Annotated in this window: 23 protein-coding genes and 1 tRNA gene; 15 read left to right on the forward strand and 9 right to left on the reverse strand. The window is 63.6% G+C overall.

The features are described 5' to 3' along the window. Positions 1–251: 251 nt before the first annotated feature. Entirely contained in the window at positions 252–911 is a 660-nt protein-coding gene (gene lipB / locus AC2FMM_RS05305; protein WP_496795995.1) for a lipoyl(octanoyl) transferase LipB, read from the reverse strand. 38 nt (positions 912–949) lie between these two features. Continuing rightward, positions 950–1,609 carry a DsbA family oxidoreductase gene (locus AC2FMM_RS05310; RefSeq protein ID WP_496711934.1) on the reverse strand — a complete coding sequence of 220 codons (660 nt, stop codon included), beginning with the start codon at positions 1,607–1,609 and terminating at the stop codon, positions 950–952. A gap of 141 nt (positions 1,610–1,750) precedes the next feature. Between AC2FMM_RS05310 and AC2FMM_RS05315 the strand changes: the two genes are divergently transcribed. The 6 genes from AC2FMM_RS05315 (at position 1,751) to AC2FMM_RS05340 (ending at position 6,063) form a co-directional block, all read left to right on the forward strand. After that, positions 1,751–1,837 (forward strand) — tRNA-Leu (locus AC2FMM_RS05315). Positions 1,838–2,072: 235 nt separating this feature from the next. After that, positions 2,073–3,080 carry a tRNA dihydrouridine(20/20a) synthase DusA gene (dusA, locus tag AC2FMM_RS05320; protein WP_496795996.1) on the forward strand — a complete coding sequence of 336 codons (1,008 nt, stop codon included), beginning with the start codon at positions 2,073–2,075 and terminating at the stop codon, positions 3,078–3,080. A gap of 33 nt (positions 3,081–3,113) precedes the next feature. Beyond that, entirely contained in the window at positions 3,114–3,938 is an 825-nt protein-coding gene (locus tag AC2FMM_RS05325; protein WP_496795997.1) for a sulfite exporter TauE/SafE family protein, read from the forward strand. Then, positions 3,932–4,717, forward strand: coding sequence for a hypothetical protein (locus tag AC2FMM_RS05330; RefSeq protein ID WP_496795998.1), 786 nt, complete (start codon positions 3,932–3,934; stop codon positions 4,715–4,717). The genes AC2FMM_RS05325 and AC2FMM_RS05330 overlap by 7 nt, the downstream gene beginning before the upstream one ends. Positions 4,718–4,750: 33 nt before the next feature. Next, positions 4,751–5,479 (forward strand): SpoIIAA family protein, encoded by a 729-nt coding sequence (locus AC2FMM_RS05335; protein WP_496795999.1) that lies wholly within the window; start codon positions 4,751–4,753, stop codon positions 5,477–5,479. 341 nt (positions 5,480–5,820) lie between these two features. Beyond that, entirely contained in the window at positions 5,821–6,063 is a 243-nt protein-coding gene (locus AC2FMM_RS05340; RefSeq protein ID WP_496711939.1) for a hypothetical protein, read from the forward strand. Here the strand turns inward: AC2FMM_RS05340 and AC2FMM_RS05345 are convergent. Genes AC2FMM_RS05345 through ccmI form a run of 3 tightly spaced genes read right to left on the reverse strand, consistent with a single transcriptional unit; the run spans position 6,058 to position 7,999 of the window. Beyond that, entirely contained in the window at positions 6,058–6,291 is a 234-nt protein-coding gene (locus tag AC2FMM_RS05345; RefSeq protein ID WP_496686609.1) for a DUF1289 domain-containing protein, read from the reverse strand. The genes AC2FMM_RS05340 and AC2FMM_RS05345 overlap by 6 nt on opposite strands. Before the next feature lie 17 nt (positions 6,292–6,308). Continuing rightward, positions 6,309–6,773, reverse strand: coding sequence for a Holliday junction resolvase RuvX (gene ruvX / locus AC2FMM_RS05350; protein WP_496796000.1), 465 nt, complete (start codon positions 6,771–6,773; stop codon positions 6,309–6,311). Beyond that, positions 6,770–7,999: a c-type cytochrome biogenesis protein CcmI gene (gene ccmI / locus AC2FMM_RS05355; protein WP_496681215.1), complete on the reverse strand. Its 1,230-nt coding sequence runs from the start codon at positions 7,997–7,999 to the stop codon at positions 6,770–6,772. The genes ruvX and ccmI overlap by 4 nt, the downstream gene beginning before the upstream one ends. A gap of 176 nt (positions 8,000–8,175) precedes the next feature. Between ccmI and AC2FMM_RS05360 the strand changes: the two genes are divergently transcribed. From AC2FMM_RS05360 to AC2FMM_RS05380, 5 genes are all read left to right on the forward strand, one after another. Further along, positions 8,176–9,420, forward strand: coding sequence for a sarcosine oxidase subunit beta family protein (locus tag AC2FMM_RS05360; RefSeq protein ID WP_490360667.1), 1,245 nt, complete (start codon positions 8,176–8,178; stop codon positions 9,418–9,420). Next, positions 9,420–10,217, forward strand: a complete 798-nt coding sequence (locus AC2FMM_RS05365; RefSeq protein WP_496681218.1) for an FkbM family methyltransferase — start codon at positions 9,420–9,422, stop codon at positions 10,215–10,217. The genes AC2FMM_RS05360 and AC2FMM_RS05365 overlap by 1 nt, the downstream gene beginning before the upstream one ends. Before the next feature lie 19 nt (positions 10,218–10,236). Then, entirely contained in the window at positions 10,237–10,566 is a 330-nt protein-coding gene (locus AC2FMM_RS05370; protein WP_496686601.1) for a sarcosine oxidase subunit delta, read from the forward strand. 67 nt (positions 10,567–10,633) lie between these two features. Further along, on the forward strand, positions 10,634–13,648 hold the full coding sequence (locus tag AC2FMM_RS05375) for a sarcosine oxidase subunit alpha family protein (RefSeq protein ID WP_496796001.1): 3,015 nt from the start codon (positions 10,634–10,636) through the stop codon (positions 13,646–13,648). Continuing rightward, the gene (locus AC2FMM_RS05380; RefSeq protein ID WP_496796002.1) at positions 13,641–14,207 is read left to right on the forward strand and encodes a sarcosine oxidase subunit gamma; all 567 of its coding nucleotides are present in this window, start codon (positions 13,641–13,643) and stop codon (positions 14,205–14,207) included. The genes AC2FMM_RS05375 and AC2FMM_RS05380 overlap by 8 nt, the downstream gene beginning before the upstream one ends. 78 nt (positions 14,208–14,285) lie before the next feature. On the opposite strand, the gene AC2FMM_RS05385 is transcribed toward AC2FMM_RS05380, so the two are convergent. Continuing rightward, positions 14,286–15,038, reverse strand: coding sequence for an FkbM family methyltransferase (locus AC2FMM_RS05385; protein WP_496796003.1), 753 nt, complete (start codon positions 15,036–15,038; stop codon positions 14,286–14,288). A 107-nt stretch (positions 15,039–15,145) separates the two neighbouring features. Here AC2FMM_RS05385 and AC2FMM_RS05390 point away from each other — a divergent pair, with 107 nt between their 5' ends. Together AC2FMM_RS05390 and AC2FMM_RS05395 are read left to right on the forward strand one after the other, a co-directional pair. Then, a complete protein-coding gene (locus tag AC2FMM_RS05390; protein WP_496686593.1) occupies positions 15,146–15,745 on the forward strand; it encodes a superoxide dismutase in 600 nt (199 codons plus the stop codon). A 189-nt stretch (positions 15,746–15,934) separates the two neighbouring features. Next, the gene (locus tag AC2FMM_RS05395) at positions 15,935–16,384 is read left to right on the forward strand and encodes a host attachment family protein (RefSeq protein ID WP_496796004.1); all 450 of its coding nucleotides are present in this window, start codon (positions 15,935–15,937) and stop codon (positions 16,382–16,384) included. A gap of 3 nt (positions 16,385–16,387) precedes the next feature. On the opposite strand, the gene AC2FMM_RS05400 is transcribed toward AC2FMM_RS05395, so the two are convergent. Then, positions 16,388–16,939, reverse strand: a complete 552-nt coding sequence (locus tag AC2FMM_RS05400; protein ID WP_496740862.1) for an LOG family protein — start codon at positions 16,937–16,939, stop codon at positions 16,388–16,390. Between the two features lie 126 nt (positions 16,940–17,065). Between AC2FMM_RS05400 and AC2FMM_RS05405 the strand changes: the two genes are divergently transcribed. Continuing rightward, positions 17,066–18,439, forward strand: coding sequence for a LysM peptidoglycan-binding domain-containing protein (locus tag AC2FMM_RS05405; protein ID WP_496796005.1), 1,374 nt, complete (start codon positions 17,066–17,068; stop codon positions 18,437–18,439). Between the two features lie 76 nt (positions 18,440–18,515). Next, on the forward strand, positions 18,516–20,321 hold the full coding sequence (locus tag AC2FMM_RS05410) for an ABCB family ABC transporter ATP-binding protein/permease (RefSeq protein WP_496681322.1): 1,806 nt from the start codon (positions 18,516–18,518) through the stop codon (positions 20,319–20,321). Between the two features lie 59 nt (positions 20,322–20,380). Here the strand turns inward: AC2FMM_RS05410 and AC2FMM_RS05415 are convergent, their stop codons facing one another. Continuing rightward, the gene (locus AC2FMM_RS05415; protein WP_496796006.1) at positions 20,381–24,163 is read right to left on the reverse strand and encodes an efflux RND transporter permease subunit; all 3,783 of its coding nucleotides are present in this window, start codon (positions 24,161–24,163) and stop codon (positions 20,381–20,383) included. Beyond that, entirely contained in the window at positions 24,160–25,386 is a 1,227-nt protein-coding gene (locus AC2FMM_RS05420; RefSeq protein ID WP_496796007.1) for an efflux RND transporter periplasmic adaptor subunit, read from the reverse strand. Before AC2FMM_RS05420 ends, AC2FMM_RS05415 begins: the two co-directional genes overlap by 4 nt. Positions 25,387–25,594: the final 208 nt, after the last annotated feature.

Below are 25,594 nucleotides of genomic sequence, written 5' to 3' on the forward strand. Positions count from 1 at the left end.
CGTAACCAAACACTTGATCGATTTTCGCGGGCTGGCCGCGATCACCGGTTAACATACCACTCACTCTTGAACGGTCTCTTCATAATACCTCAGACTGAGGCCATTGTGTGAACCGAAAGTGGTGTTTGGGTTAATTAACCCTGATTTTTAGACACATTTGGGAAAAAGCCGTCTGCTTTGCGAAACAGCGGCCACGTGACAAAGGCATTGTTGTTGCCCTGTGTCACTATCCGGCATGCCGGTGCCGAGAATCACCCGGCGGGTGCTGCTTCGAAAACCTCGTCGAAGGTTTTGCGCAAGGCGACATCAACATCGGCCATCGTCACGGGCAGGCCCAGATCCACAAGCGATGTCACGCCATATTCCCGGATGCCGCAGGGTACGATGCCCGAAAAATGCTCCAGGTCCGGTTCGACATTGATCGAGATCCCGTGGAAACTGATCCACTTGCGCAGGCGGATCCCTATGGCGGCGATCTTGTCCTCGGTCGGTTTGCCTGACGCGGTCAGGGGCTTGTCCTTGCGCGGCACCCAAACGCCGACGCGGCCTTCGCGGATTTCTCCGTGGACATTGAACTCACCCAGAGCGGCGATCACCCAAGCCTCCAGCTGCTTGACGAAGCGGCGCACGTCATGGCCACGTCTGCCGACATCCAGCATGACATACACCACCCGCTGGCCGGGCCCGTGATAGGTGTATTCGCCCCCGCGCTTGCTGGGATAGACCGGAAAACGGTCGGGGTCCGTCAGGTCTTCGGGCTTGGCCGAGGTCCCGGCGGTGTACAGCGGCGGGTGTTCCAGCAGCCAGATGCACTCGTCCGCCTGTCCGGCGGCGATTTCGGCCACGCGCGCCTCCATGAAGGCGACGGCGGCGTCATAGTCGGTCAGCCCGTCTTTGATCTTCCATTCCATGCGTGCCTCTTACCCCGGTTCCCGGCGAAGGGAAAGCGTCAGGCGGCCTCGGACAGGCAGCGTCTCAGCACCTGGGCGTAGGTGTCCGGGCCTTGCGCGCCCGTCAGCAGGTATTTCCCGCCGAAGACCATGGCGGGAACGCCGCTGATGCCGCGGCTTGTCCAGAATTGCTGTTTCTGACGGACGGGTCCCGCATGCGCGCCCGAGGTCAGCGCTGCGCGGGCCGCATCGCCGTCCAGCCCGACGGACCGGGCCGCATCCACCAGAACCTGGGTGTCCGAGACATCCTTCTGATCGGTGAAATATGCGCTGAACAATGCCAGCTTAAGCAGGTGCTGGCGCCCTTGCTCTTCGGCCCAGTCCAACAGCTGATGAGCGGCGAAGGTGTTCACGATGCGACTGTCATCAGTGAAATTGAAGGCAAAGCCCAGATCGGACCCCAGCGCCTTCAGCTGTGCGCGCGCCTGTTGGCTTTGCGCGACGGTAGTGCCGTATTTTTCGATGATATGATCGCGCAGATTCTGGCCCTCGGGTCCCATTGCCGGGTTCAGCTCGAACGGATGCCAGCGCAACCGGGCCTGGACGCCCTCGCGCGTCAGGGCCTGATCGAGTTGCAGAAATCCGACGATGCACCAGGGACACACGACGTCCGACACGATGTCGATCTGTACGGTGGGGCGAGGGTCGAGCGAAGTCATGTCAAGCTCCTGTCGGGCTGGTCGTCGGTTTCCAGATGGCACAGATATGGTCGAAACAGGGGATTTCCAATGCGGTTGTTTTTGCCTCTTCACATCCATTCGCCAAACGTCTATACGCCGCCGTACCAAGTCATTGGCAGTGCGGTCGTGGCGGAATTGGTAGACGCGCAGCGTTGAGGTCGCTGTGGGGTAACTCCCGTGGAAGTTCGAGTCTTCTCGACCGCACCAATCTCAATACACCAATCATCTTTGCCGCGACATTGTTGGGCTGATCGCTTTCAGCTGCCTTAGACTTGGCGTTTGCGGTCGATACGGCTTACTGCTGAACATCCTCCAGAAGCGGCAGTGTCCTGTCGGCTCGGGTGTGCTACACGATGGCAACGCAGAATCGAAAACCGCCGAATTCGCCAGAAATCTGGGGTAGCCGTGCTGTAACGGGTGAGGGAAACTTGGAGCTAACGCTTTGAAAAATAACGCACAAAAAGCGGCGCGTTTAAGCGTGGCGCCCATGATGGACTGGACGGATCGTCATTGCCGGTACCTGCACAGACTGCTGAGTTCCAATGCGCTTCTCTATACCGAGATGGTGACCGCGCCCGCTCTTGTCCGAGGTGGGGCGCTTCACCTGCTGGAGTTCAGCCCTGAAGAACACCCCGTGGCCCTGCAACTGGGTGGGTCCGACCCCGAGGAACTGGCGCAGGCCGCCATATTGGGGGCCGAGGCGGGGTATGACGAGATCAATTTGAATTGCGGATGCCCGTCCGACCGGGTGCAGTCGGGCACCTTCGGCGCGGTCTTGATGAAGGACCCGGCGCGCGTGGCGGATTGTGTCGCGGCGTTGCGCGCGGCCGTGCGCGTCGAGGTGACGGTGAAATGCCGCATCGGAGTGGACGAGCAAACCCCCGAGGAGGTGCTGCCCGACTTTCTGGACAGGATTCGCGCCGCCGGATGCCAGCGCGTCACGATCCACGCCCGCAAGGCTTGGCTGCAGGGGCTGAGCCCCAAGGAAAACCGCGATATCCCGCCGCTGGACTATGACCTGGTGCATCGGATGAAGGCCGCGTTTCCAGACATGCACATCTCGATCAACGGGGGGATCGCGTCTCTGGCCGAGGCGCGCGCGCATCTGGAGGCCGGACTGGACGGGGTGATGATCGGGCGGGCCGCCTATCACCAACCCACCGACATTCTGGCCGAGGCCGATCCGCTGATCTTTGGCACCGGGGCTGCCGCCGATCCGGTGGACGTCGTGCATAAGATGCTGCCCTATATCGACCGACACCTTGCCGCGGGGGGGCGGTTGCACCAGATCACCCGGCACATGCTGGGTCTGTTCGCGGGCCGACCGGGCGCGCGGGGGTGGCGCCGGGTCCTGTCGGAAGGGGCGGTCCGGGACCATGCCGGTCCCGAGGTCGTTTTGGAGGCGCTGGCCCGCGTGGCTCCGGACGCCGTCGCGGCACAGGCAATTTGACAGGGCCGAAGGGCCGCAATCCAAGGGGGACGGATGCCCGAGACTTTTTTGCTGGTCCAGATGCTGGGCCTGTTGCTTGTGATCGGAGCGCTGGCCGGGGTGCTGGCGGGCCTGCTGGGCGTGGGCGGAGGGATCGTTCTGGTGCCCGCGTTCTTCTATACGTTCCAGACATTGGGCTATGGCGGCCCGCAACTGATGCAGATGTGCCTGGCGACCTCACTGGCCACGATCATCGTGACCTCTGTCCGCTCGGTTCTGAGTCACAACAAGAAAGGCGCGGTGGATTGGCAGATCCTGCGCGGCTGGGGGCCGGGGATCGCTGCGGGGGCCATCTTGGGCGTCATGGTCGCGTCCGCCCTACGGACCGAGGCGCTGCAGGCCTTGTTTGGCATTCTCGGCATCTGCATCGGGGCCTATCTGGGCCTGGGAAAATCCGAATGGCGGCTGGGCGATGCCATGCCCGGCGGGCTGCGGCGATTGCTGATTTCCCCGATGGTCGGGTTTCTGTCGGTTTTGATGGGGATCGGCGGGGGCAGTTTCGGCGTGCCGCTGATGAGCCTGTACAACACGCCCATTCACCGGGCCGTCGCAACCGCAGCCGGGTTCGGCGTCATCATCGCGGTGCCGTCGGTCATCGGCTTCCTGTTCCTGCCCATCGCGCCGGACTATCGCCCGCCATTCACAATCGGGGCCGTCAACCTGATCGCTTTTGGCGTGGTCGTTGCCATGACCATGATCACCGCGCCCTGGGGCGTGAAGCTGGCCCATGCGATGGATCCCAAACCGCTTAAACGCGTCTTTGCGGTCTTTCTGACCCTCGTGGCGTTGAACATGCTGCGCAAGGCCTTGGGGTGGTGAGGCCATTCTGGGCGCGCGGGTGGGAGGTTTTCCCGGCCGAGCTCTCCGTCGCCGACTGGGTGGCGCATGCGCTGCCCGCCGCCCGCGCGGCGGTGCGGGACCCGGCCCATCTCCACTGGCTTGACTGTGAAGAGACGTGGTTCATCGGCGTCGATGCCCTGCCCAACGACGTGGCGGGGCGGGTTGGCGGCTCGGAGCCGTTGGGCGGCGCGGCGCTTGACTTCCTGCGCGCGCAATACGGTCCGGTCGCGCTGCACCCAGGGCAGGTCTCGGTGGTCTACCCGGGCTATCCACGTCCGCGCCGCGGCGAAAGCGAAGCCGCTGCCCGATACCGGGTCCGGCGCGATGGGGCCCATGTGGACGGGCTCAAACCCAATGGGCCGGATCGGCGCCGCCATATCGACGAGCCGCACGCCTGGATTCTGGGGCTGCCGTTGACAGCGGCCAGCGCCGAAGCGGCGCCGCTGGTCGTCTGGGATGGCAGCCACCGGATCATGCAGGCGGCGTTTCGCCGGGTATTGGCCGGCGTCGCGCGCGCGGATTGGGCAATGGTAGACATTACCGAAGCCTATCAGGACGCCCGCCGAGAGGTGTTCGAAACCTGCCTGCGGATCGAGATCCCAGCCCGGCCGGGAGAGGCCATCGCACTGCACAGGCATTGTCTGCACGGGGTGGCCCCCTGGCGTGACGGAGCAACGGCCGGACCCGACGGACGGATGGTCGCCTATTTCCGGCCTGAACTGCCCGGCGGTGTGGCCGAATGGATCGAAACGCCGTAACCTCGGGCCATTCTCTGATTTGGAGGGCATTCGATGATTACGATTCACAAGACGTCTGACGGTGCACTGCTTGAGATCGAATTGACGGGCGAAGTCACCAGTGCCGATTATACCAACTCCTTGGTTCCCGCGATTGAAGCTGCGCTGCAAGAGCACGACCAGGTCCGGATGCTGGTGATCGCCGGCCCCGACTTCGAACGTTATGACCTTGGCGCCGCGTGGGAGGACACCAAGCTGGGCCTCAGCCATTGGCGCGGGTTCGACCGAATCGCGGTGGTCACCAACAAAGCTTGGGTGAAGACCAGCGCGCGGCTCGCGGCTCCGCTGATGCCATGCCCTGTGCAGGTGTTCGAGATGTCGCATCTGGACGAGGCGCGCTTGTGGCTGCGCGAGTCCCTCGGGGCCATTCACGTCGTCGATCTGGGCGGGCCTTGTGTGCAGATCAGCCTGTTGGGCAAGGTGGACCCTAGGGAATACGAAGAGGCCGAGCAGCGCCTGGACACGTTGCTGAGCCAGAAGGAGGGCTTCCGTCTGCTGATCGATCTGCGCGAGTTCGACGGCTGGCAGGGCCTGTCGGCGCTCGCGGCGCATTTCCGTCTGGCGCGCAATCATATCGGCATGCTGGACCGGGCCGCCATCGTGGGCGACAAGGCCTGGCAGCACATGGCGCAGCGCGTCGCGCGGCACATCCTGGGCACACGTACCCAGTATTTCCCGTCCGAAGCGTATGAAGAGGCCAAGACCTGGCTGGCGTCCGGCTGATCCGCTCGGGGCCGCGATTCGCGGCGCGGCTGATGGGCCTTGATTTGCACCGGCTGACCTTGGGTCACCCCAGGCTGTGCCGAAGGTATTGGATTTGTTACGCTACGTCCGTTTCGCGCACTCGTGGACAGGGGCGCGCGTGCAAGCGCCCGGACTTGAAGGATTTTTTGTCCTGTTGGACAAATTTTTGCGTTTCGCGGCGGGGTTTTCCCCCTTATTCAAAGCTACTCGAGACGGTAGGAATAGGTCGCTGCTGCAATCTATCCGTGTGTTTCGGTATAGGCCTTGCCCCGCGGGGGCGGCTGGATCGCAACGGCGCCGAGCTGTTCAAGGGGGCTGTCATGCGACTGTTCAAACTGTTTTCCGGCAAGGTCAAAACCAAGCGCCGTTCCTCGGTGGACACGTCTCAAGCCGACGCCGCGGCGGAAGTCCGAGCAAAAACCAACCGTGCCGAGATCACACGACTTTTCCAGCGGGAACTCTTGGCCAAAAAGGCGGGCGACAGAGTGACCAATCGGCAAATGGCCGCCGTGCGCGAGGCAAAATCCTTAAAAAAAGGCTCTGACGGGACGATGGCCTTATGACCGGACCAGCCGGGCTGCGCGCCCGCCGCGCCGTTTGGCCAGGCGGGGCTTACGGCTGGGCAGCTCTTCCATGATGGCGGCGCGTTCGGTGCTGTCCATCTTCGACCAGCGAGAGATCTCGTCCATGGTGCGGTAGCAGCCGGTGCAGATCCTCTCGGTCGGATGCACCACGCAGATCTGCACGCAGGGGCTTTCGACCTCGTTCCGTTTCCAGATCATGTTCGTCATGCGCGGTCTCCGACCCGTTACAGAAAGCGCAGCCTGTCCAGCGCCCCTTGCAGAATATACCCCGCCGCGACGTGATCGATCACCTGTCCGCGACGTTTTCGTGTCGTATCCGCCTCCAACAGTGCCTTTTCCGCCGCAACCGTGCTCAGGCGTTCATCCCAGAATCCGATTGGAATATCGGTTAGCTGCGACAGGTTGCGCGCAAAGGCGCGGGTGGATTGGCACCGCGGTCCCTCGGACCCGTCCATGTTGCGCGGCAGGCCCAGGACGATCCCGCCGATTTCCCGGTCGGTCGCGATTTCCAAAAGGCGCGCAGAGTCGAGCTTGAATTTCTTGCGCCGCACGGTTTCCAGCGGGCTGGCCACGCCGCGCATCCGGTCCGACACGGCGACGCCGATGGTCTTTTTGCCCAGGTCCAGCCCCATCAGTGCCTGCATCGGGGGCAGGGCGGCGGCAAACTCCTCGAACCCGTCGTGGATCATTGCGCGATCCCAGCCCGGCGGGCGGCCGAGGCGATCATCTCCAGCGCCTCGGGGTTGTCGGCGAACTTGGTCAGCGCCTCGTCGCGGATCGCGCTGGCGCGTTCGGTTTCGCCCAGAACACCCAGCGCCGAGATCAGCCGCGCCCATTCCTGAGGTGAGCCGCCCTCGGTCGCCAGTCTGTCGGACAGCCCGTCAACCATGCCGCGGATCATCTCCTGCCGTTCTTCGGCCGTCATCTCGGCGGCGGCCTCCATGTCGGCCTGGCTGGGGCCGGGGGCCGCCGGAGCGGTCGAAAGATCGGGGGCGTTGAACACGCCGGCGCGCCAGGCCAGATCGTCGATCTGGGCGCGGATCGCCTGCGCCCAAGGTGACTGAGGCGGCGAACTGCGCAGCGTATCCGCCCACACCCGATAGGCCAGATCGGGTCGGCCGATCTGGGCCAGCATCTGCCCCCAGTAATACCGCGCCGGGCCATGGTTGGGGGCGCGTTTCAGGGCTTCGCGCAGGGCGTCCTCGGCCTCGGGCGAGACATAGCCGCCGGCCGCAAGGATCAGCATCTCGGCCAGGTTCGAATAGGCATCCGCAGGGGCATCCGCGCCCGACAGCTCGATGACCTTTTTCTGCGCCTCGTACCCGGCCTTGAAGTTGCCGGCATTGGTTTCGTGCTGGGCCAGCAGCATGTGCCCCTGCAGGTCGTCGGGGCGGCTTGCCACTGTTTCGCGCAATTGGTCCAGCAGCTTGGCATAGCTTTCTTCCAGCTGGGGCGGCTCGACCGGGGGGGCGGCCCTTTCGGCCTCGGCTTGGCTGGGGCGGTTTTCGCGCAAGTCGTCGGCCATTTCCAGGCGGGCCGACAGCGGTTGATCGGGGTAACCAGCAGCGCCAAGTTGTCGATACAACGCCAGGGCGCCGCCCACCAGCAGTAGGGCCAAAACCACCGGTGCCGCCACGCGCATCACCCGTGACGGGCCGGATACTGTCGCGGCCGCCTGCATCTGCGCGTCCGCGGCCAGAATGCGGCGCGAGATCTCGGTCCGTACCCGCTCGGCATCGGCCTGGTCGATCACGCCGCGGGCCAAGTCACGGTCCACGCTGGCCAGCTGTTCGCGGTAGACGCGCAGGTCATAGGCCGCCGCCGGTTCTTCCCGGCGGCGTTCCCGCAGCATGCCATAGGCCAAAAAGACCGCGATCAGCAGCGCGAACAAGATGAGCAGAACCCAGAACGTCATGGTCCCTCCGACAATGGTTGCCCTGACTTAGACCTGCTTGCGGTCCGACAAAAGGGACAAAAGGCCGCGAATGGCCTACATGTCGCAATAGTGCGATATTGCGGCGCTGCATGGCAGGGGTATTCTGCCGCTGCACGGCATATCTTCGGCCAAACACGAACCGGACGGATTCGCTCATGAAACACTATTCAGCCTTTGCTGTGGCGCGCGAGGCGCTGCGCTATCACACCGGATGGGAGCGCGCCTGGCGTTCGCCCGAACCCAAGAAGCGCTATGACGTCATCATCATCGGCGCGGGCGGGCACGGCCTGGCGACGGCGTATTACCTGGGCCGGAACTACGGCATCCAGAACGTTGCGGTGATCGAAAAGGGCTGGCTGGGCGGCGGCAATACTGGCCGGAACACGACCATCATCCGCTCGAACTATCTGCAGGACCCGTCGGCGGCGATCTATGAAAAGTCGCGCGGCCTGTACGAGGACCTGAGCCAGGAGCTGAACTACAACATCATGTTCAGCCCGCGCGGCGTGATGATGCTGGCCCAGACCCAGCACGAGGTGCGCGGCTACAAGCGCACGGCGCACGCCAACGCGCTGCAGGGCGTCAAAACCGAGTGGATCGGACCCGAACGTGTCAAGGAACTGGTGCCGATCATCAACATTGACGGCCCGCGCTATCCGGTTCTGGGCGCGCTGTGGCAGGAACGCGGCGGCACCGCGCGCCACGACGCGGTGGCCTGGGGCTATGCCCGGGCCTGCTCGAACATGGGCATGGACATCATCCAGCAATGCGAGGTCACGGCCATCCGCTCGGCCAACGGCCGCGTCACCGGGGTTGAGACGACCAAGGGCGCCATCGAGTGCGACAAGCTGGGCATCGTGGTGGCGGGTCACTCGGGCCAGCTGGCCGAGATGGCGGGCTTCCGCCTTCCGGTCGAGGCACTGGCCCTGCAGGCGCTAGTGTCCGAGCCGATCAAGCCCTGCATGGACGTAGTGGTGATGGCCAACACCGTGCATGGCTACATGTCGCAATCCGACAAGGGCGAGATGGTGATCGGCGGCGGCACCGACGGGTTCAACAACTACACCCAGCGCGGCAGCTTCCACCATATCGAGGAAACCGTCCGCGCCCTGGTCGAGACCTTCCCGATGATCTCGCGCCTCAAGATGCTGCGCCAGTGGGGTGGCATCGTGGACATGACCGGCGACCGTTCGCCCATCCTGTCCAAGACTCCGCTGGGCGGCTGTTTCATCAATTGCGGTTGGGGCACCGGCGGGTTCAAGGCCATCCCGGGCTCAGGCTGGGGTATGGCGCAGCTGATGGCCACCGGGCATTCCCCGCTGACCGAGGCCTTCTCGCTGGACCGGTTCAAAGAGGGCCGTTTCATCGACGAAAGCGTTGCCGCCGGGGTCGCGCATTGATGGACATCCAATCCCTTCCCACCGCCATACCAGACCGGCCGCGCCGCAGCCGGCTTGCGCTGCTTGACTTTCTGCTGGCGTGTTTCGACGCGCAGTCCGACAGCGTTCAGGTGGTGCAGGTCGGGGCCAATGACGGCAAGCTGGATGATCCCATATTGCCGTACTGGTCGAAACCACATTGGAAAGGTGTCCTGATCGAGCCGCACCCGCTGTATTTTTCGGCCCTTGCGTCGCTGCATGCGGCCAATCCGAACGTTAAGCTGGTCAATGCCGCTGTATCGCAGGTTGCGGGCAGCATCACGCTGTATCACCTCGACGAGGCCTATTCCGGTGCCTATCCGGGCTGGTTGCGCGGCTGCGCGTCGCTGGACCGTGGCCGGATGGTGGCCGCAATCGACCGCGCCAACCGCAAGACGGGGGCGGACGTACCCCATTCGGCCGTGGCCGAGACAACCGTCGCCGCGCGGCGGCTGGACGACATTCTGGCCGAAACGGGTGTTTCCGCCGCCGATATCCTCGTGATCGACGTCGAAGGGCACGAACGCTCTGTCCTCGACAGCTTTGATCCCGCACGCCTGGGGCTGTCGCTGGCCATCGTTGAATGCAACGCCGGCGACCCGGCCGAACAGGATGCGATCGTCTCGGCCCTGAACGCGGCCGGGCTGGTCGCATATCGGCTGGCCAACGACATCGTCGCCCTGCGTCCGGGCCGCGTGACCATCCCGATCGAGGCGATGTTCCACTTCAACAACCTTGTTCCGCTGACCGTCCAAGAAACGGTCGAACTGAATCCATGACCAAAGGTGTTTTGACCCGATGCTGATCCTGACCTGCCCCTATTGCGGCGTCGACGCCGAAGAGACCGAACTGACCGCCGGCGGCGAAGCGCATCTGAAACGCTTCGGTCCCGGCTCGTCGGATGACGAGTTCCACGACTATCTGTTCATGCGCGAAAACCCCAAGGGCGTACATTTCGAACGCTGGCGCCACAGCAACGGCTGCGGCAAGTGGTTCCACGCCGCACGGTGCACTGCCACGCTCGAGGTGTTCGGCACCTATTCGGCCCAGGTCACCGAGCCGCCCCAGGAGATCCGCGATGCGATCTCGGCCAAACGCCCGGGCTGGAGTTGGAGAGAGTTCTCCTGATGCCCCGCCCATTCAAGAATATTCCCGCCGGAGGCACCATGCCCTCTATCCGCGAAAGGTCCGAAACATGAGCACCCGTCTCGCCAAGCAAGGCCGACTGATCGACCGGTCGAAACCGGTCACCTTCACTTTCAACGGTACTGCGATGCAGGGCTATCAGGGCGACACGCTGGCGTCGGCCCTGCTGGCCAACGATCAGATGATGGTCGGCCGGTCGTTCAAATACCACCGTCCGCGCGGTGTCGTGGCCAGCGGTGCCGAGGAGCCCAACGCGCTGGTCGGTCTGGGGCAGGGCAACCGTTTCGAACCGAACCAGCGCGCCACCACGACCGAGCTGTTCAATGGCCTGACCGCGATCTCGCAGAACCACTGGCCCAGCCTGGAATACGACATCGGCGCGGTGAACACGGCGCTGGCGCGGTTCCTGCCGGCAGGGTTCTACTACAAGACGTTCATCCACCCCAAACCGTTCTGGAAACATGTTTACGAGCCGTTCATCCGCCAGTCAGCCGGTCTGGGCAAGGCGCCCGACAAGGACAGCCGCGACGCGGATACGTATGAACACTTTTATGCCTTCACTGACATTTTGGTGATCGGCGGCGGTGTTGCAGGCCTGCAGGCGGCTAAAGCCGCGGCGCAATCGGGCGCCAAGGTCATGCTGATCGAACAGACAGCCCATTGGGGTGGCCGCGCGCCTGTCGATGGGGGCACAGTCAACGACGAGCCTGTGGATAAGTTCGTGGAACAATTGGTTTCCGAACTCGAAACAATGAGCAATGTCACCCTGCGGTCGCGCTGCATGGGGGCCGGGGTCTATGATCACGGTTACGTGCTGGGATACGAGCGTCTGACCGACCACAAACCGGGCACCCAAGGCCCGCGCCATCGTCTGTGGCGCATCCGCGCCAAGCAGGTCGTTACGGCGACCGGCGCGATCGAGCGCCCGCTGTCCTTTGCCGGCAATGACGTGCCGGGGGTGATGCTGGCCTCGGCCATGCGCGACTATGTGGTCAACTGGGGCGTGACCCCGGGTGAGCGCGTGATCGTCGCCACCAACAATGACGACGCCTACCGCACCGCGATCATCCTGAAACAGGCGGGTGTGGATGTGTTACGCGTCGTCGATGCCCGTCCCTCGGCCGGGCCGCTGGCGGACGAGGCGCGCAGCCTCGGCATCCGGGTCGACCCCGGCAAGGCCATCGCCAAAGTCAAGGGTGGCAAGCGGGTCAAGAAGGTCGCGATCTGCAACCAGGAAGGCATCGGCGGTGCTCGGGAAGAGGTCGAATGCGATGCGGTCGCCATGTCGGGCGGCTGGTCTCCGGTGGTGCACCTGTGGTCCCATTGCGGCGGCAAGCTGATCTGGGACGAAGCCAACGCCCATTTCCGCCCCGACCCCGACCGTCCGCCACTGGGCGCGGATGGCGCAGGCTTTATCGTGCCGGCGGGGTCGGCCAACGGGCCGCTGGCGTTGGGCGAGGTCCTGGCCGATGCCCACGCCGCGGGCAAGGCCGCGGCCAAGGCAGCCGGGTTCAAGCCGAAGAACACCAAGGCACCGCAGGGCGAGGCCGAGACCGAGGCGCCCATGCAGGCCGTCTGGCTGATGCCCGCCAAGGCCGAGGTGCAGCTGCGCATGAAGTCGTGGCTGGATTTCCAGAACGACGTCAAAGTGTCGGATGTGCAACTGGCTGCGCGCGAAGGCTACGAAAGCGTCGAACACACCAAGCGCTACACCACGCTGGGCATGGCGACCGATCAGGGTAAACTTAGCAACATCAATGGCTTGGCGATCCTTGCCGACTCGCTTGATGCCGAGATTCCCAAGGTCGGCACCACCACCTTCCGCCCGCCCTATACCCCGATCTCGATGGGGGCCATCGCGGGTGAGGCGCGCGGCGAGGTTTTCCAGCCAATCCGCCGCACGCCGATGCATGACTGGCATGACCGGAATGGCACGGATTGGGAGCCGGTTGGCCAGTGGCGCCGCCCCTTCGCCTATGTGCGCCCCGGGGAATCCGTGCATGACGCCGTGAACCGCGAGGTCAAGAACACGCGCGAGAACCTCGGTCTGCTGGATGCCTCGACCCTGGGCAAGCTGATCGTCAAGGGGCCGGACGCGGGTAAGTTTCTGGACATGATGTACACCAACATGATGTCCACGCTGAAGGTCGGCAAATGCCGCTATGGCCTGATGTGCTCGGAAAACGGTTTCCTGATCGACGACGGCGTCGTGGCCCGGATCGACGAGGACACGTGGCTGTGCCACACAACCACCGGCGGGGCTGAGCGCATCCATGCCCACATGGAGGAGTGGCTGCAGACCGAGTGGTGGGACTGGAAGGTCTATGTCGCCAACGTGACCGAGCAATACGCTCAGATCGCCGTGGTGGGCCCCAACGCCCGCAAGGTGCTGGAAAAGCTCGGCGGCATGGATATCAGCCGCGAGGCGCTGCCCTTCATGGAGTGGCGCGACGGCCTGATCGGCGGCTTTGACTGCCGCGCCTACCGCATCTCGTTCTCGGGCGAGCTGTCCTATGAGATCGCGGTGCCGGCCAGCCAGGGTCAGGCCTTCTGGGATGCCCTGATGGAGGCCGGGAAGGAGTTCGGCGTGATGCCCTATGGCACGGAATGTCTGCACATTCTGCGCGCCGAGAAGGGCTTCATCATGATCGGGGACGAGACCGACGGCACCGTGATCCCGCAGGACCTGGGGCTGCACTGGGCGATCTCGAAAAAGAAAGAGGATTTCCTGGGCAAGCGCGCGCAGGAACGCTCTCACATGACCGACCCGGACCGCTGGAAACTGGTGGGTCTCGAGACTGTGGATGGATCGGTTCTGCCCGACGGTGCCTATGCGGTGGGCGAGGGCGTGAATGCCAACGGTCAGCGCAACGTGATCGGGCGCGTCACCTCGACCTATTACTCGGCCAACCTGGGCCGCGGCATCGCCATGGGGCTGGTCAAGAACGGGCCGAACCGCATGGGAGAGGTGATCGAGTTCCCGGGCACCGACGACAAAATCTACAAGGCAAAGATCGTGGACCCTGTGTTCTACGACAAGGACGGGGAGAAGCAGAATGTCTGAACCCATCAGCGCACTGAACCACGCAAGCTATGACGGCATCGCCCGGATCGAGGAATGCGGCCTGCAGGGGATGATCACCCTACGCGGCGACCTGTCCGACAAGGTCGTGATCAAGGCGGTCAAGGACGCCACCGGCCAGAAGATGCCCGGCCAGCGTGAGGCTTTCGTCGATGGCGAGACCGGCGTCTGCTGGATGTCGCCGGACGAGCTGCTGGTGCTTGTCCCCTACGCCGAGGTCGAGGCCAAACTGGCGGCTATGAACAACGCGTTGAGCGGCGTTCACGCGCTGGCGGTCAATGTCTCGGACGCGCGCGCGGTATTCCGGGTTTCCGGCGCTTCGGCGCGCGAGGTGCTGGCCAAGGTGGCGCCCGTCGATCTGTCGCGGGATGCGTTCCAGCCCGGCCAGATCCGCCGCTCGCGGCTGGCGCAGGTGGCCGGCGCCTTCTGGATGGATGGCGAGGATGACTTCCGCGTGGTCTGCTTCCGCTCGGTGGCGGATTACGTCTTCAAGCTGCTCAAGGTGGCGGCGCAGCCCGGCAGCGAAGTCGGGATCTACTAACCAAGGCGGCGGGGGCTCTGCCCCCGTCGCGTTCTGCGCGACTCCCCCGGAGTATTTTCGAAAAGATGAAGATGCCGGTCAGCCGGTGAACAGGAAGCTGCGGAAGCGGTCCTGCGCGTCCGTGGCTGCGAGGTCGGCGGGGTGGCCGGCTTCGTCAAGGCAGATGTCGTAGAAGGACAAGGCTTCGCCGAGGCGGGCCATGGCCGCGGCGCGATCTGCGGCGGGCAGGAACGGCGCGTGGGTGGACAGGTAGAGCGCAGGGCGGTGTTCGCGCAACCAGTCGATCAACGTGGGCAGCACGGCGAACTCCGCGCCTTCTATATCCATCTTGACCAGCGACACACCGGAAAGGTCAGTGGCAGAGGCAAACTGATCCCATGCGATGGTCAGGGCATCGGTTCCATGCGCGCCGTCATGCAGCAGCGAGCTGGTGGAGTCGCCCGGCTCTCCGCGCATCGAGGCCATGCGGGCCACGCCGAACCGGTCGGACAATGCCACGCCAAAGGCCGAGACGTTTCGGATGTCGTTCAGGTCCAGGTTCCAGGCCAGGTGGCGATAGGCGGTCGGGTCGGGTTCGAAGCACCAGACATGGCGCGCCTTACGGGCACCATAGAGAACGGTCGGGCCGATCCATGCGCCGATGTCCAGATAGTTGCGGTCTGGCGAAAGGTGGCGGTCGAGCACCGCGAATGTCTCGGGCTCCCAGTTCCCGGCCGAGGCCTTGCGCCAGAATTTCGAATGATAGGGATCCAGCCGGAAGGCTTCGCCATTCAGCTGACCCGCGTAGTATCCTCGGGCGCGGTAGAACATCTTGCGCGCTTTGGTCAGCATCGTCCTGCCTCCGGGTTCATTGTTTTGTCCTGTCGGCCCTTGACCTCAACTGGCTGCCAAAGCATGTAAACGTGGGAACGCAACACATATTTTGACAGGGGGCCAAGATGGCTTTTGAACTTCCAGACCTTCCTTATGCACATGACGCGCTGGCATCCAAGGGCATGTCGGCCGAAACGCTGGAATATCACCACGACCTGCACCACAAAGCCTATGTCGACAACGGCAACAAGCTGATCGCCGGCACCGAGTGGGAAGGCAAGTCGCTGGAGGAGATCATCGTCGGCACCTACCAGGCCGGCGCGGTGGCCCAGAACGGCATCTTCAACAACATCAGCCAGCTGTGGAACCACAACCAGTTCTGGGAAATGATGGGGCCGGGCGAGTCCAAGATGCCGGGCGAGCTGGAAAAGGCTCTGATCGAGAACTTCGGCTCGGTTGACGATTTCAAGTCGCAGTTTGCTGCCGCCGGTGCCGGTCAGTTCGGCTCGGGCTGGGCATGGCTGGTCAAGAATGCCGACGGTTCGCTGGCCGTCACCAAGACCGAGAACGGCGTGAACCCGCTGTGTTTCGGGCAGACCGCGCTGCTGGGCTGCGACGTGTGGGAGCACTCGTATTACATCGACTTCCGCAACAAGCGCCCCGCTTACCTGGACAACTTCCTCAACAACCTGGTGAACTGGGAAAACGTCGCCTCGCGCATGTGACGGCACGGCCCGGAACGTCCGGATCACGGCCCGCCAGCCTGAACGCTGGCGGGCTTTTCGTTGTGTTCCGGTAGTGGCCGGACAAGTTTGGCCCTTTGGCGTTGCAAGTCGCTTTTTGATATATAAGTGGAATATTGCACGGTCCGCGACGGTCGCGGACCCAGGCATTGGGATCGACAGGAGGACGAAATGGTGAAGCTGGTACCTGGAACCTGGGTTGTGATCGCGGATGGCGAAAAAGCCTTGTTCACCGAGAACACCGCCGCAGGCTGGGAGCCGAAGCTGAAGGTTTTGTCGGTCGAGCAGCAGGATCCCGACGCGGTGCAGCCCCGTCCGAACGACCGGCCCGGGCGCCGGACCGACGGTGGGCCGAACCAGAAGTCGGCCGTTGAAGAAGACACTTGGCGCACCCACGCTCGCGCGTTGTTCGCGCAGGACTTGGCCGATCTGCTGAACCGCGAAGGGCACAAGGGCGCCTTTTCGCATCTGGTGCTGATCGCAAGCCCTCAGGTTCTGGGGCTGCTGCGCCGCAGTCTGCATGACGGTGTTCAGACAAAGATCGTGGCCGAGATCGACAAGACCCTGACCAATCATCCGCTGGGGAAGATCGAGAAAGTGCTGGCCGATCACACGCCCTGAGCTTCAGGCCAGCATCTGGCGCAGCGCCGCCATGGCCGAGGGCGCATCGTCGACCCAAGTGATGAACCGCGCTAAGGAACCGTCTGCAAAGCCCTGGTCGATCACTTGATCCAGTAGGCTGTGCAGATTGTCCCAGTACCCTTCGACATTCATCACGAGAATGGGCTTGTCATGCAGGCCCAGTTGGCGCCAGGTCAGGGCCTCGAACAGCTCGTCCAAAGACCCCGGTCCGCCGGGCAGCACCACCACCGCGTCGGCGTTCATGATCATCACCTTCTTGCGTTCGTGCATGGTTTCGGTGACCACGAAACGTGTCAGGTCGGTCTTGCCGACCTCGCGGCGCAGCAGGTGCACCGGAATCACGCCGAATGTGTCGCCTCCGGCGGCCTGCGCGGCGCGGGCAACCTCGCCCATCAGGCCCACGTCGCCCGCACCATAGACCAGCCGCCAGCCTTCGCGGGCCAGAAGTGTACCAAAGCTCCGGGCCTGTTCGGAATAGGCGGGGCGGGCGCCATTGCGTGACCCGCAGTACACACAGACGGATTTCTGGGGCATGGAAAGGCGACTCCGGGGTTGTGTCAGAGGTTTTGACCCGTGATAGCGGGATTGATAGATTGGCTCAACCGCCCGCAGGAATGCTTTTCAGACAAAGCGGTTGCGCGGCAGAGTGAAAGGGGAAACATGGACGCCAAATCGGGAAGCGGACGGTCAGGATCCTTCATCCTGGGGGTTCTGGCCGGTGTTCTGGCGATCCTGGTTGCTGCCGGGCTTTATCTTTTGGGTGTGTTCTCTGGGTCTTCGCCGTCGGCGCCCGAAGACGCCTCGGTTTCGACGGAGGAACAGCCCCAGCAAGCCGGATCTGTGCAGCCGAAGCCGCTGACCGAAACGCCGCAGAAACAGGACGAGGACGCAGTCGCCGTCGTACCGTCAGAGGCCGACGAAACGACGCCCGACGATACACGGGTCGAAGCAGCGGCCAAAAGCGCGGAACAGGCGGGCGCGACCGAAACCGAATCCGAAAACGAGAACACGCAGGCTGACTTGCCCCACCCCGTGCTGGACCAGATCTTCGTTGAACCCGATGGCACCGCCCTGCTGTCCGGCTCGGCCCAGCCCGGCAGCCGGGTTCGGATCCTGCTGGACGGGGCGCCGGTGCACAGTTTCACCGTCGATGGCAGCGGACAGTTTGCCGAATTCGTAGCCATTCCCTTCAGCGAGACCGCGCGCGGCCTGGTACTGGAAACCACCGATGGTGACCGAACGGCGCGGTCGGACGACTATCTGATCGCGGCCCTGCCAAAACCGGCAGAGGCGGCCCCGGTCGGCGACGATATCGCCAGCGCCGATGGCTCGACCACCAACGAAACCGAAGAGCACCCGGTCCCCGCTGCGACGGGTGCGACCCAGACCGAGGACACGACCGCCGAGGCAGCCCAGCCTGCGGATCAGGCCCCCGAGGCACCGCCTGCGGTGACGCCCGAAGATGCCGACGAAGAGCGGCAGGTTGCGGTTCTGCGCTCGGGGGAAGAGGGGGTATCGGTGGTGCAATCGCCTTCGGTCCGAAGTCAGGCGCCCGATCAGGTTGCCTTGGATACGATCGGTTATTCCGAACTGGGCGACGTTCAATTGACGGGCCGCGTCGCCGAGGGTGCCGCGGTGCGACTGTACCTGAACAACCGCCTGGTCGCCGATATCACGCCAGAGCAGGACGGCGATTGGCGCGGCCAGATCGAGGGGATCGATCCCGGCCTATATACCCTGCGCGTCGACGAGGTGGACACGGACGGCACGGTGCTTAGCCGCGTGGAAACTCCGTTCAAGCGCGAGCCGGTCGAAGCTCTGCGCGCGGCAGGTGCGCAAGGGCCGGAAGCCGGTGTCGAACCGTCGGCTCCGATCCGGTCCGTCACGGTGCAAAAGGGCGACACCCTGTGGGCGATCTCGCGCGAGCGGTTTGGCGATGGGATACTGTACGTGCGCCTGGTCGAGGCCAACCGCGACCTGATACGCGACCCGGATCTGATTTACCCGGGGCAGGTCTTCACCATTCCCGAATAAAGGCGTAGGTCTGGTGCCGGCCGGGGCTTCCCGGCCGCAACCGTGTTTAAGTAGCCACATGAGAAGACTTGCGCCGATGCATTCCGATGACCTGCCACAGATGGACGAACGCAAGTCGGGATGGATAACCATCCGCAAGGTCGCTCCCTATCTGTGGCCGGCGGACGAGCCCTGGGTCAAGCGGCGCGTGGTGTTGGCCATGGCCATGCTGGTGCTGGCCAAGCTGATCGCGGTCTATACGCCGATCCTGTATAAGGGCGCGGTCGATGCCTTGGCGGGCGAGGGTGTGCCGCCGCTGGCGCTGGGCGCCGTTGGGCTGACCGTGGCCTATGGTATGGCGCGGATGATGACCGTGGGGTTTCAGCAGTTGCGCGATGCGCTGTTCGCGCCGGTGGGGCAACGCGCTCTGCGGGCTCTGGCGCTGGAAACCTTCCAGCACATCCACCAGCTGTCGATGCGCTACCATGTGACCCGCCGGACGGGCGGCCTCAGCCGGATCATCGAGCGCGGGGTCAAGGGCGTGGAGTTCCTGCTGCGCTTCCTGCTGTTTTCGATCGGCCCGCTGATCCTTGAACTGCTGCTGGTGGCGGTGGTTTTGATGTGGCTGTTCGACGTCTGGTATCTGGTCGTGGTGGCTGTCACCATCGCGCTTTACATCTGGTTCACCTTCACAGTCACCGAATGGCGCGTGAAGCTGCGGCGCGAGATGAATGACCAGGACACCGAGGCCAACCAGCGCGCCATCGACAGCCTGCTGAATTTCGAAACCGTCAAGTATTTCAACGCCGAGCGGCGCGAAGCTGAACGATATGACGTGTCGATGAAGGCTTATGCGCAGGCCGCGTTGAAAACGGCATATTCGCTGGCCTTCCTGAATTTCGGTCAGTCCTTCCTGATCACCTGTGGGTTGATCGGGGTGATGGTTCTGGCCGCGATCGGCGTTCAGAACGGGTCGCTAACTGTGGGCGATTTCGTGATGGTCAACGCCTACATGATCCAGATCACCGTGCCGCTGAATTTTCTGGGCACCGTCTACCGCGAGATCCGTCAGGCCCTCGTTGACATGGGCCAGATGTTTCAGCTGCTGGAGCAGCCGGCCGAAGTGGTGGACAGGCCAGACGCCAAGCCCCTGCAGATCACCGAAGGCCGGGTCGAACTGGACCATGTGCATTTTGGCTATGACCCGGACCGCGAGATCCTGCGCGGTGTCTCTCTGGTGGTGCCGGGGGGGCAGACCGTGGCTATCGTGGGCGCGACCGGCTCGGGCAAATCCACCATAGGGCGCCTGCTGTTCCGGTTTTATGACGTGACCCAAGGCGCGTTGCGGATCGACGGGCAGGATGTGCGCGACGTGACGCAGGAAAGCCTGCACGCCGCCATCGGCGTGGTGCCGCAGGACACGGTGCTGTTCAACGACACGATCCGGTACAACATCGCCTATGGCCGCGAGGGGGCCTCGCAGGCCGAGATCGAAGCCGCCGCACAGGCCGCCCAGATCCACGAATTCATCACCTCGCTGCCCGAGGGGTACGATACCAAGGTGGGTGAGCGTGGCCTGAAGCTGTCAGGCGGCGAGAAACAGCGCGTGGGCATTGCGCGTACACTGTTGAAGAACCCTCCGATCTTGCTGTTGGACGAGGCCACGAGCGCGCTGGATACCGACACCGAGCAGGACATCAAGGATGCCTTGGCCCGCGCAGGCGAGGGGCGCACGGTGATCACCATCGCCCACCGCCTGAGCACGATTGCCGAGGCCGACCAGATCGTTGTTCTGGAAAAGGGCGAGATCATCGAGCAGGGCACCCACGACGAACTGTTGCGCCGTGAAGGGCGTTATGCCCAGCTGTGGAACCGCCAGCAATCGGATACTCAAGCGGCCTGAAACCCCTGCGGTTATGGATTAAACGAAAACGGGCCGGCAGAACCGGCCCGTTTCCTGTGTTACTCTGCCGCTTTCAGCGGATGCCCCGGTGTGTCGCCCGGGTTTTGCTCGGCATCTGCATCGGCACCCTCATCCTCGGTCCAGACGATTTCCGTCGCCTGCATCCGGCGGGCCGTGTCTCCGATCGCCATGTCCTGCGCGATCTGGCTGGATCGGCCGGCGGTCACGCGGGCCAACAGCTTGCCCAGCCATATGGCATAGGTGGTCACCCACACCCGCAACGCCAAGAACGAGGGCGTCACGATCAGTGTCAGAACCGTGGCGATACCCAAGCCGAACACCACCGCCGTCGCCAGCTGTTTCCACCACAACGCGGTGGGGCTGTCGATCGAATAGCCGCCATTGATGAAGTCCAGCGACAGGCCGAACATCATCGGTGTCAGGCCGGCCATCGTGGTCAACGTGGTCAGCAGAACCGGACGAATTCGCGCCTCGGCCGTGCGCACGATGGCGTCGATCCGGGGCATGTAGCGGCTGTATTCCTGGTAGGTGTCGATCAGAACGATGTTGTTGTTCACCACGATCCCCGCCAGCGCCACGATGCCCGTCCCGGTCATGATGATCGAGAAGGGTTGTTGCATCACCATCATCCCGATCAGCACGCCGGTGGTGGACAGAACCACCGCCAGCAGCACCAGCACCGAGTTGTAGAACGAGTTGAACTGTGCCAGCAGGATCACGAACATCAGACCCAGCGCGGCCAGGAAGGCGCTGGATAGGAAGGCCTGGCTTTCGGCCTGGTCTTCCTGATCTCCGGTCCATTCCCAGGTGATCGTGTTGGCAAAGGGCTGAGTGTCCAGCCACTCGGTCAGTACCGCGATCCGTTCGTTCGGGTTGATCAGCGTTAGGCGGGCGTCGCCGTCATCAATGGCGGTCTGCACCTCCTGCAAGGTGTCCGCGCCGGTCAACTGAACCAGAGAATAGGCCGTACCATTGGCACCGTTGATTGTCGCACCTTCAGGTTCCGAGCCTTCGGTCACTTCGCGTACAACGGTCAGCCGCTGTTCTCCGTCCGGGGTGTCGATCACCACTTTGCTCAGACCGGACTCCACGTCGGCCTTGACGTCGTAGTAGCGCTCTTGATCCACCCGATTGATCTGGGCCAGCTTTGCCACCGGTTTGCGGGTGATGAAGTTCGACAAAGGCACCAGCCCGTCCGGAGTACGCACCTTGAGCGTATCCAACGTGGACAGGACCCGATCCTGATCGGGCAGACGCACGCGGATCTCGATTTCTTCATCCACGCTTTCGGGGCGCATTTCGCCCAGCAGGATGCCACGGGTCACCAACTGCACCATCGCTCCGACGGTGGCCACGTCGGCACCGAACCGGCCGGCCTTGGCCACGTCGACGTCGATCTGCCAGTCGATGCCGGGCAGGGGCAGGGTGTCCTCGATCTTGATCAGGCCCGGGGTGTTTTCGAACATTTCGCGCGCGGTCAGCGTCGCGCTGGTCAGGTCATCCCAGTCGTCACCCTTGATCCGCAGGTGCACGGGCTTGGCCGAGGCCGGACCCTGTTCCAGAGGCAGGATCTCGACCACGAAACCCGGCAGCTTGGCCAGTTCGGCGTTCAACTGGTCGATCACGAAATCGCCGTCATACTCGGGTGCGACAGTGTGCTTCTCGAACAATCCGCCTGCGACAGGTTCTGACACGTTCGGGCGATCCTCCCACGGGATGATCTCGAACTGCACGCGGCCCACCGTGTCCGCCGGAGCCTGCGCCCCGCCGGTGTTCTGGTTCAGGCCGCCTTCACCGGCGAACGAGAACACGTTGATCACCGCCGGATGCTGGCTGATCACCTGTTCTGCTTCGAAGACCAGCGCGTCCTTTTCGGCCAGCGACAGGTTGCCCCGTGCGCGGACATAGGCGGTGGCCTGTTCCGGCTCGCTTTCGACGAAGAATTCGACACCGCGGTTGTTCTGGCCGTACATGGTCATCACTGTCATCACCGCGAATCCTACTGCCACGATCGAGACGATGGGCATGATCGGATTGCCGACAAGAAACTTGATGACATAACCAAAGGGCGTATGTTCCTTGGCCGTTTGCACGCGCTCATCCGGCTTGCGCTCGATCCGGGCCGCGCTGAGCGTGACCGATCCGGCAAAGGCGCCGAACAGGAATAGCACCACGCCCAGCAAGAACCCACCGCCTGCGCCTTCCGGCAACAGATACGTGGGATTCAGCAACTGCATCGCGCCCAGGAAGATCATGTAGACCGCCGGCGGCACCATGATGGCACGCACCCACCAGGGCGTCCGCGCGCGCAGCCAGTTCGAGCTGCGGTCGAACACGCGGCTCAACCGGCCAGATACACCGCCCATCACCGGCAGATAGATCAGCGCCACGATCAGCGAGGCCGACAGAACGAAGATCAGCGTGACCGGCAGCATCCCCATGAACTCGCCCGGAATGCCGGGCCAGAACAGCATGGGCAGAAAGGCGCACAGCGTCGTCGCGGTGGACGAGACGATAGGCCAGAACATCCGCTGCGCGGCCTCGACATAGGCGTGCATGGGGCCGACACCCTCGGCGATGCGCTTGTCGGCATATTCCACCACCACGATCGCGCCATCGACCAACATCCCCACGGCCAGGATCAGGCCGAACATCACGATGTTCGAGATGCTGACCCCCATGATCGCCAGGAAGGCAAAGCACAAGAGGAACGAGGTCGGAATCGCGAAGCCCACCAGCAGCGCCGCCCGGGTACCCAAAGAAGCCAGAACCACGATCATCACCAGTGCGATGGCCGTCAGGACCGAGCCTTCCAGCTGGCTGACCATCGAACCCACGATGCGGCTCTGGTCGTTCGACGTGCCGACATCCACCGCCGCCTGCAACTCGGGGGGCCATTTCGTTTCGGCCTTGGCGACGGTTTCCTTCACTTGGGCCACGGTGTCGATCAGGTTGAAGCCTTTGCGCTTGACCACCTGCAGCGCCACGGTCGGTTCGCCGTTGAACCGGGCGGTCCCTTCGCGGTCTTCGAAGGTGTAGTTGATCTCGGCCAGTTCGCCCAGGGTCACGACCCGGTCGCCATTGACCTTTATCGGCAGGCCGTAGACGTCTTCGGGCGTCTTGAACGACGATGGGATCTTGACCGAAAACGCACCTTGTTCGGTTTCGACTTCGCCCGCGGCGATCAGCTGGTTGTTGTTCCGTACCACGTTGATCAGCTCTGCTGCGGTGACGTTGTACGCCTCAAGCCGCAGCGGATCGATGATCACTTCCAGCATCTCGTCCCGGTTGCCCGCGATCCCGGCCTCGAGCACGGAATCCAGTGCTTCGAGGTCATCCTGCAGATCTTTCGCGATGCGCGCCATGGTGCGTTCGGGCACCGGGCCCGACAGGTTCACGATGACGATCGGGAATTCCGAGAAGTTGATCTCGGTCAGCGTGTATTGCTCGGCGCCTTCGGGGAACTTGGCCTGGGCGCTGTTCATCGCGTCGCGCACGTCTGCGGTGATGGCGGTCTTGTCCCAACCAAAGTCGAACTCGAGCGCGATCCCGGCGTAACCTTCGGCGGCGGTGGCGGTCATTTCCTTCAGGCCGTCCAGATCCGCAAGCTCGGTTTCCATCGGCTTGATCAGCAGGTTTTCACTGTCCTCGGCCGATATGCCGGGAAACTGCACCGACACGAACAAGGCGGGAATCTCGATGTCCGGCTCGCCCTCTTTGGGCAGGCCGACATAGGCATAGCCGCCGATGATCAGCGAGATTGCGATGAACGCCAGAACCATGCGGGCCCGATCGGCGGCCCAGGAGACGATACCGGTCATTGCGACGCATCCCGATAGGTCGGCTCGACGGCAACGCCGGCGGTCACGAATTCCTGGCCGACCACGATGACGTCGGCGGTTTCAGGCAGTCCGCCCACCCAAACCCCGTCGGCGCTGTCGCGCAGCAGGCGGATGGGCAGGAAGTTCACGATGTTGCCCGATCCGACGGTGCGCACGCCCAATTGACCCTCGTTGTTGAGGGTCAGCGCCGATTGCGGCAGCAGATGCGCCTTTGCACCTTCGGCGGCGATCTGGATGCTGGCGGTCTGCCCGTCGCGGATCAGCAGTTCGGGGTTGGGCACGGTGATTTCCACCTCGAAGGTGCGGGTGGTCTCGTCGGCGGACCTGCTGAGGAAGGTCACGCGGCCCTCGACCTGCAGGCCGGTCACCAGCTGCGCCTGCGCGGGGGCGCCGACCGTGATGCGGTTGACCGAGGTTTCGGGGACGAACCCGACCAACTTGATCGGGTCCAGCTGGATCACGGTTGCGCACAGCGATCCGGGTTGCATCAGACTGCCCAGCTCGGCGGCGTCGCTTTCCAGCAGGCCCCGGAACGGCGCCTTGATCGTCAGGCGGTCCACCTCAAGCTGGGCCGCGTCCACCGCGGCTTCGGCGCCCTCGATGCTGGCTTGGGTCGATTTCAGTTGTGCCTCGGCCGATTTAACTCCGGCCAGAGCGGCGGCCATTTCTGCTTCGGCGGAAATCTTGCGGGTTTCCGATCCAAATCCGGTCTCGGACAGTTTGCGGGCGGCGCGCAGATTGATTTCAGCCTCGGCGACGCGCGCAGTGGCCTCTTGCAACTTGGCCTCGGCCTCGGGGATGCGGCTTTGCGCCTCGGCCAGGGCGGCCTTGGCCTGCTCCAGTTGGGCCGGGCGCGGGCCGGGATCAAGCTGGCACATAACGTCGCCGGGCTCGACGAAGGCGCCCTTGCGCATCGGTTCCGAGATCACGGTCGACGTGGTTTCGGCCAGGACCTGCACCTGGCGGTTGGCCTTGGTCTGGCCACGCAGCAGAACGGCGCTGTCGATCTCGCGGGCGGTCGAGCGCAGGGCCACGACCCGAATGGCCTTGGTCGGGGCGGTTTCAACGGCCTCGGCCGAGGCCTCGGTCTGAGTGGCCGGACCTTCGCGGCCGGCAAAGGCAAACAGGGCATCGCGTTCAAATACCAGAAAATACAACGCTACTATGACCAGAACGGCGTTGATCAGGGATATCAACCGCATGCCGTGTCTCTCCTTGAAATTGGGGCGTAAAATCCACAAACGTGTGGCAAGAGATGGGGTGGACCGGGCCACTTGTCCATACTGAACTGAATAGTTCGGTTCAATTTCTTTCGCAAGAGGGGCCGCACGCCATGCATTTGTGCATTTGTGCCACTTGGCTTGATGGTGGCGGCGGGGTATGACATGTCGCCAGACAGATGACGAAATC

The sequence above is a fragment of the Ruegeria sp. BHSC043 genome (assembly GCF_059612985.1).

Coding starts and splice junctions, on each gene's coding strand:
- lipB (WP_496795995.1), bottom strand. CDS start 911: ATGGAATGGAAGATCAAAGACGGGCTGACCGACTATGACGCCGCCGTC.
- AC2FMM_RS05325 (WP_496795997.1), top strand. CDS start 3,114: ATGCCCGAGACTTTTTTGCTGGTCCAGATGCTGGGCCTGTTGCTTGTG.
- AC2FMM_RS05385 (WP_496796003.1), bottom strand. CDS start 15,038: ATGCTGACCAAAGCGCGCAAGATGTTCTACCGCGCCCGAGGATACTAC.
- AC2FMM_RS05405 (WP_496796005.1), top strand. CDS start 17,066: ATGGACGCCAAATCGGGAAGCGGACGGTCAGGATCCTTCATCCTGGGG.
- AC2FMM_RS05420 (WP_496796007.1), bottom strand. CDS start 25,386: ATGCGGTTGATATCCCTGATCAACGCCGTTCTGGTCATAGTAGCGTTG.
- AC2FMM_RS05365 (WP_496681218.1), top strand. CDS start 9,420: ATGGACATCCAATCCCTTCCCACCGCCATACCAGACCGGCCGCGCCGC.
- AC2FMM_RS05370 (WP_496686601.1), top strand. CDS start 10,237: ATGCTGATCCTGACCTGCCCCTATTGCGGCGTCGACGCCGAAGAGACC.
- ccmI (WP_496681215.1), bottom strand. CDS start 7,999: ATGACGTTCTGGGTTCTGCTCATCTTGTTCGCGCTGCTGATCGCGGTC.
- AC2FMM_RS05340 (WP_496711939.1), top strand. CDS start 5,821: ATGCGACTGTTCAAACTGTTTTCCGGCAAGGTCAAAACCAAGCGCCGT.
- AC2FMM_RS05310 (WP_496711934.1), bottom strand. CDS start 1,609: ATGACTTCGCTCGACCCTCGCCCCACCGTACAGATCGACATCGTGTCG.
- AC2FMM_RS05380 (WP_496796002.1), top strand. CDS start 13,641: ATGTCTGAACCCATCAGCGCACTGAACCACGCAAGCTATGACGGCATC.
- ruvX (WP_496796000.1), bottom strand. CDS start 6,773: ATGATCCACGACGGGTTCGAGGAGTTTGCCGCCGCCCTGCCCCCGATG.
- AC2FMM_RS05345 (WP_496686609.1), bottom strand. CDS start 6,291: ATGACGAACATGATCTGGAAACGGAACGAGGTCGAAAGCCCCTGCGTG.
- AC2FMM_RS05375 (WP_496796001.1), top strand. CDS start 10,634: ATGAGCACCCGTCTCGCCAAGCAAGGCCGACTGATCGACCGGTCGAAA.
- AC2FMM_RS05415 (WP_496796006.1), bottom strand. CDS start 24,163: ATGACCGGTATCGTCTCCTGGGCCGCCGATCGGGCCCGCATGGTTCTG.
- AC2FMM_RS05410 (WP_496681322.1), top strand. CDS start 18,516: ATGCATTCCGATGACCTGCCACAGATGGACGAACGCAAGTCGGGATGG.
- AC2FMM_RS05395 (WP_496796004.1), top strand. CDS start 15,935: ATGGTGAAGCTGGTACCTGGAACCTGGGTTGTGATCGCGGATGGCGAA.
- AC2FMM_RS05360 (WP_490360667.1), top strand. CDS start 8,176: ATGAAACACTATTCAGCCTTTGCTGTGGCGCGCGAGGCGCTGCGCTAT.
- AC2FMM_RS05390 (WP_496686593.1), top strand. CDS start 15,146: ATGGCTTTTGAACTTCCAGACCTTCCTTATGCACATGACGCGCTGGCA.
- AC2FMM_RS05335 (WP_496795999.1), top strand. CDS start 4,751: ATGATTACGATTCACAAGACGTCTGACGGTGCACTGCTTGAGATCGAA.
- AC2FMM_RS05400 (WP_496740862.1), bottom strand. CDS start 16,939: ATGCCCCAGAAATCCGTCTGTGTGTACTGCGGGTCACGCAATGGCGCC.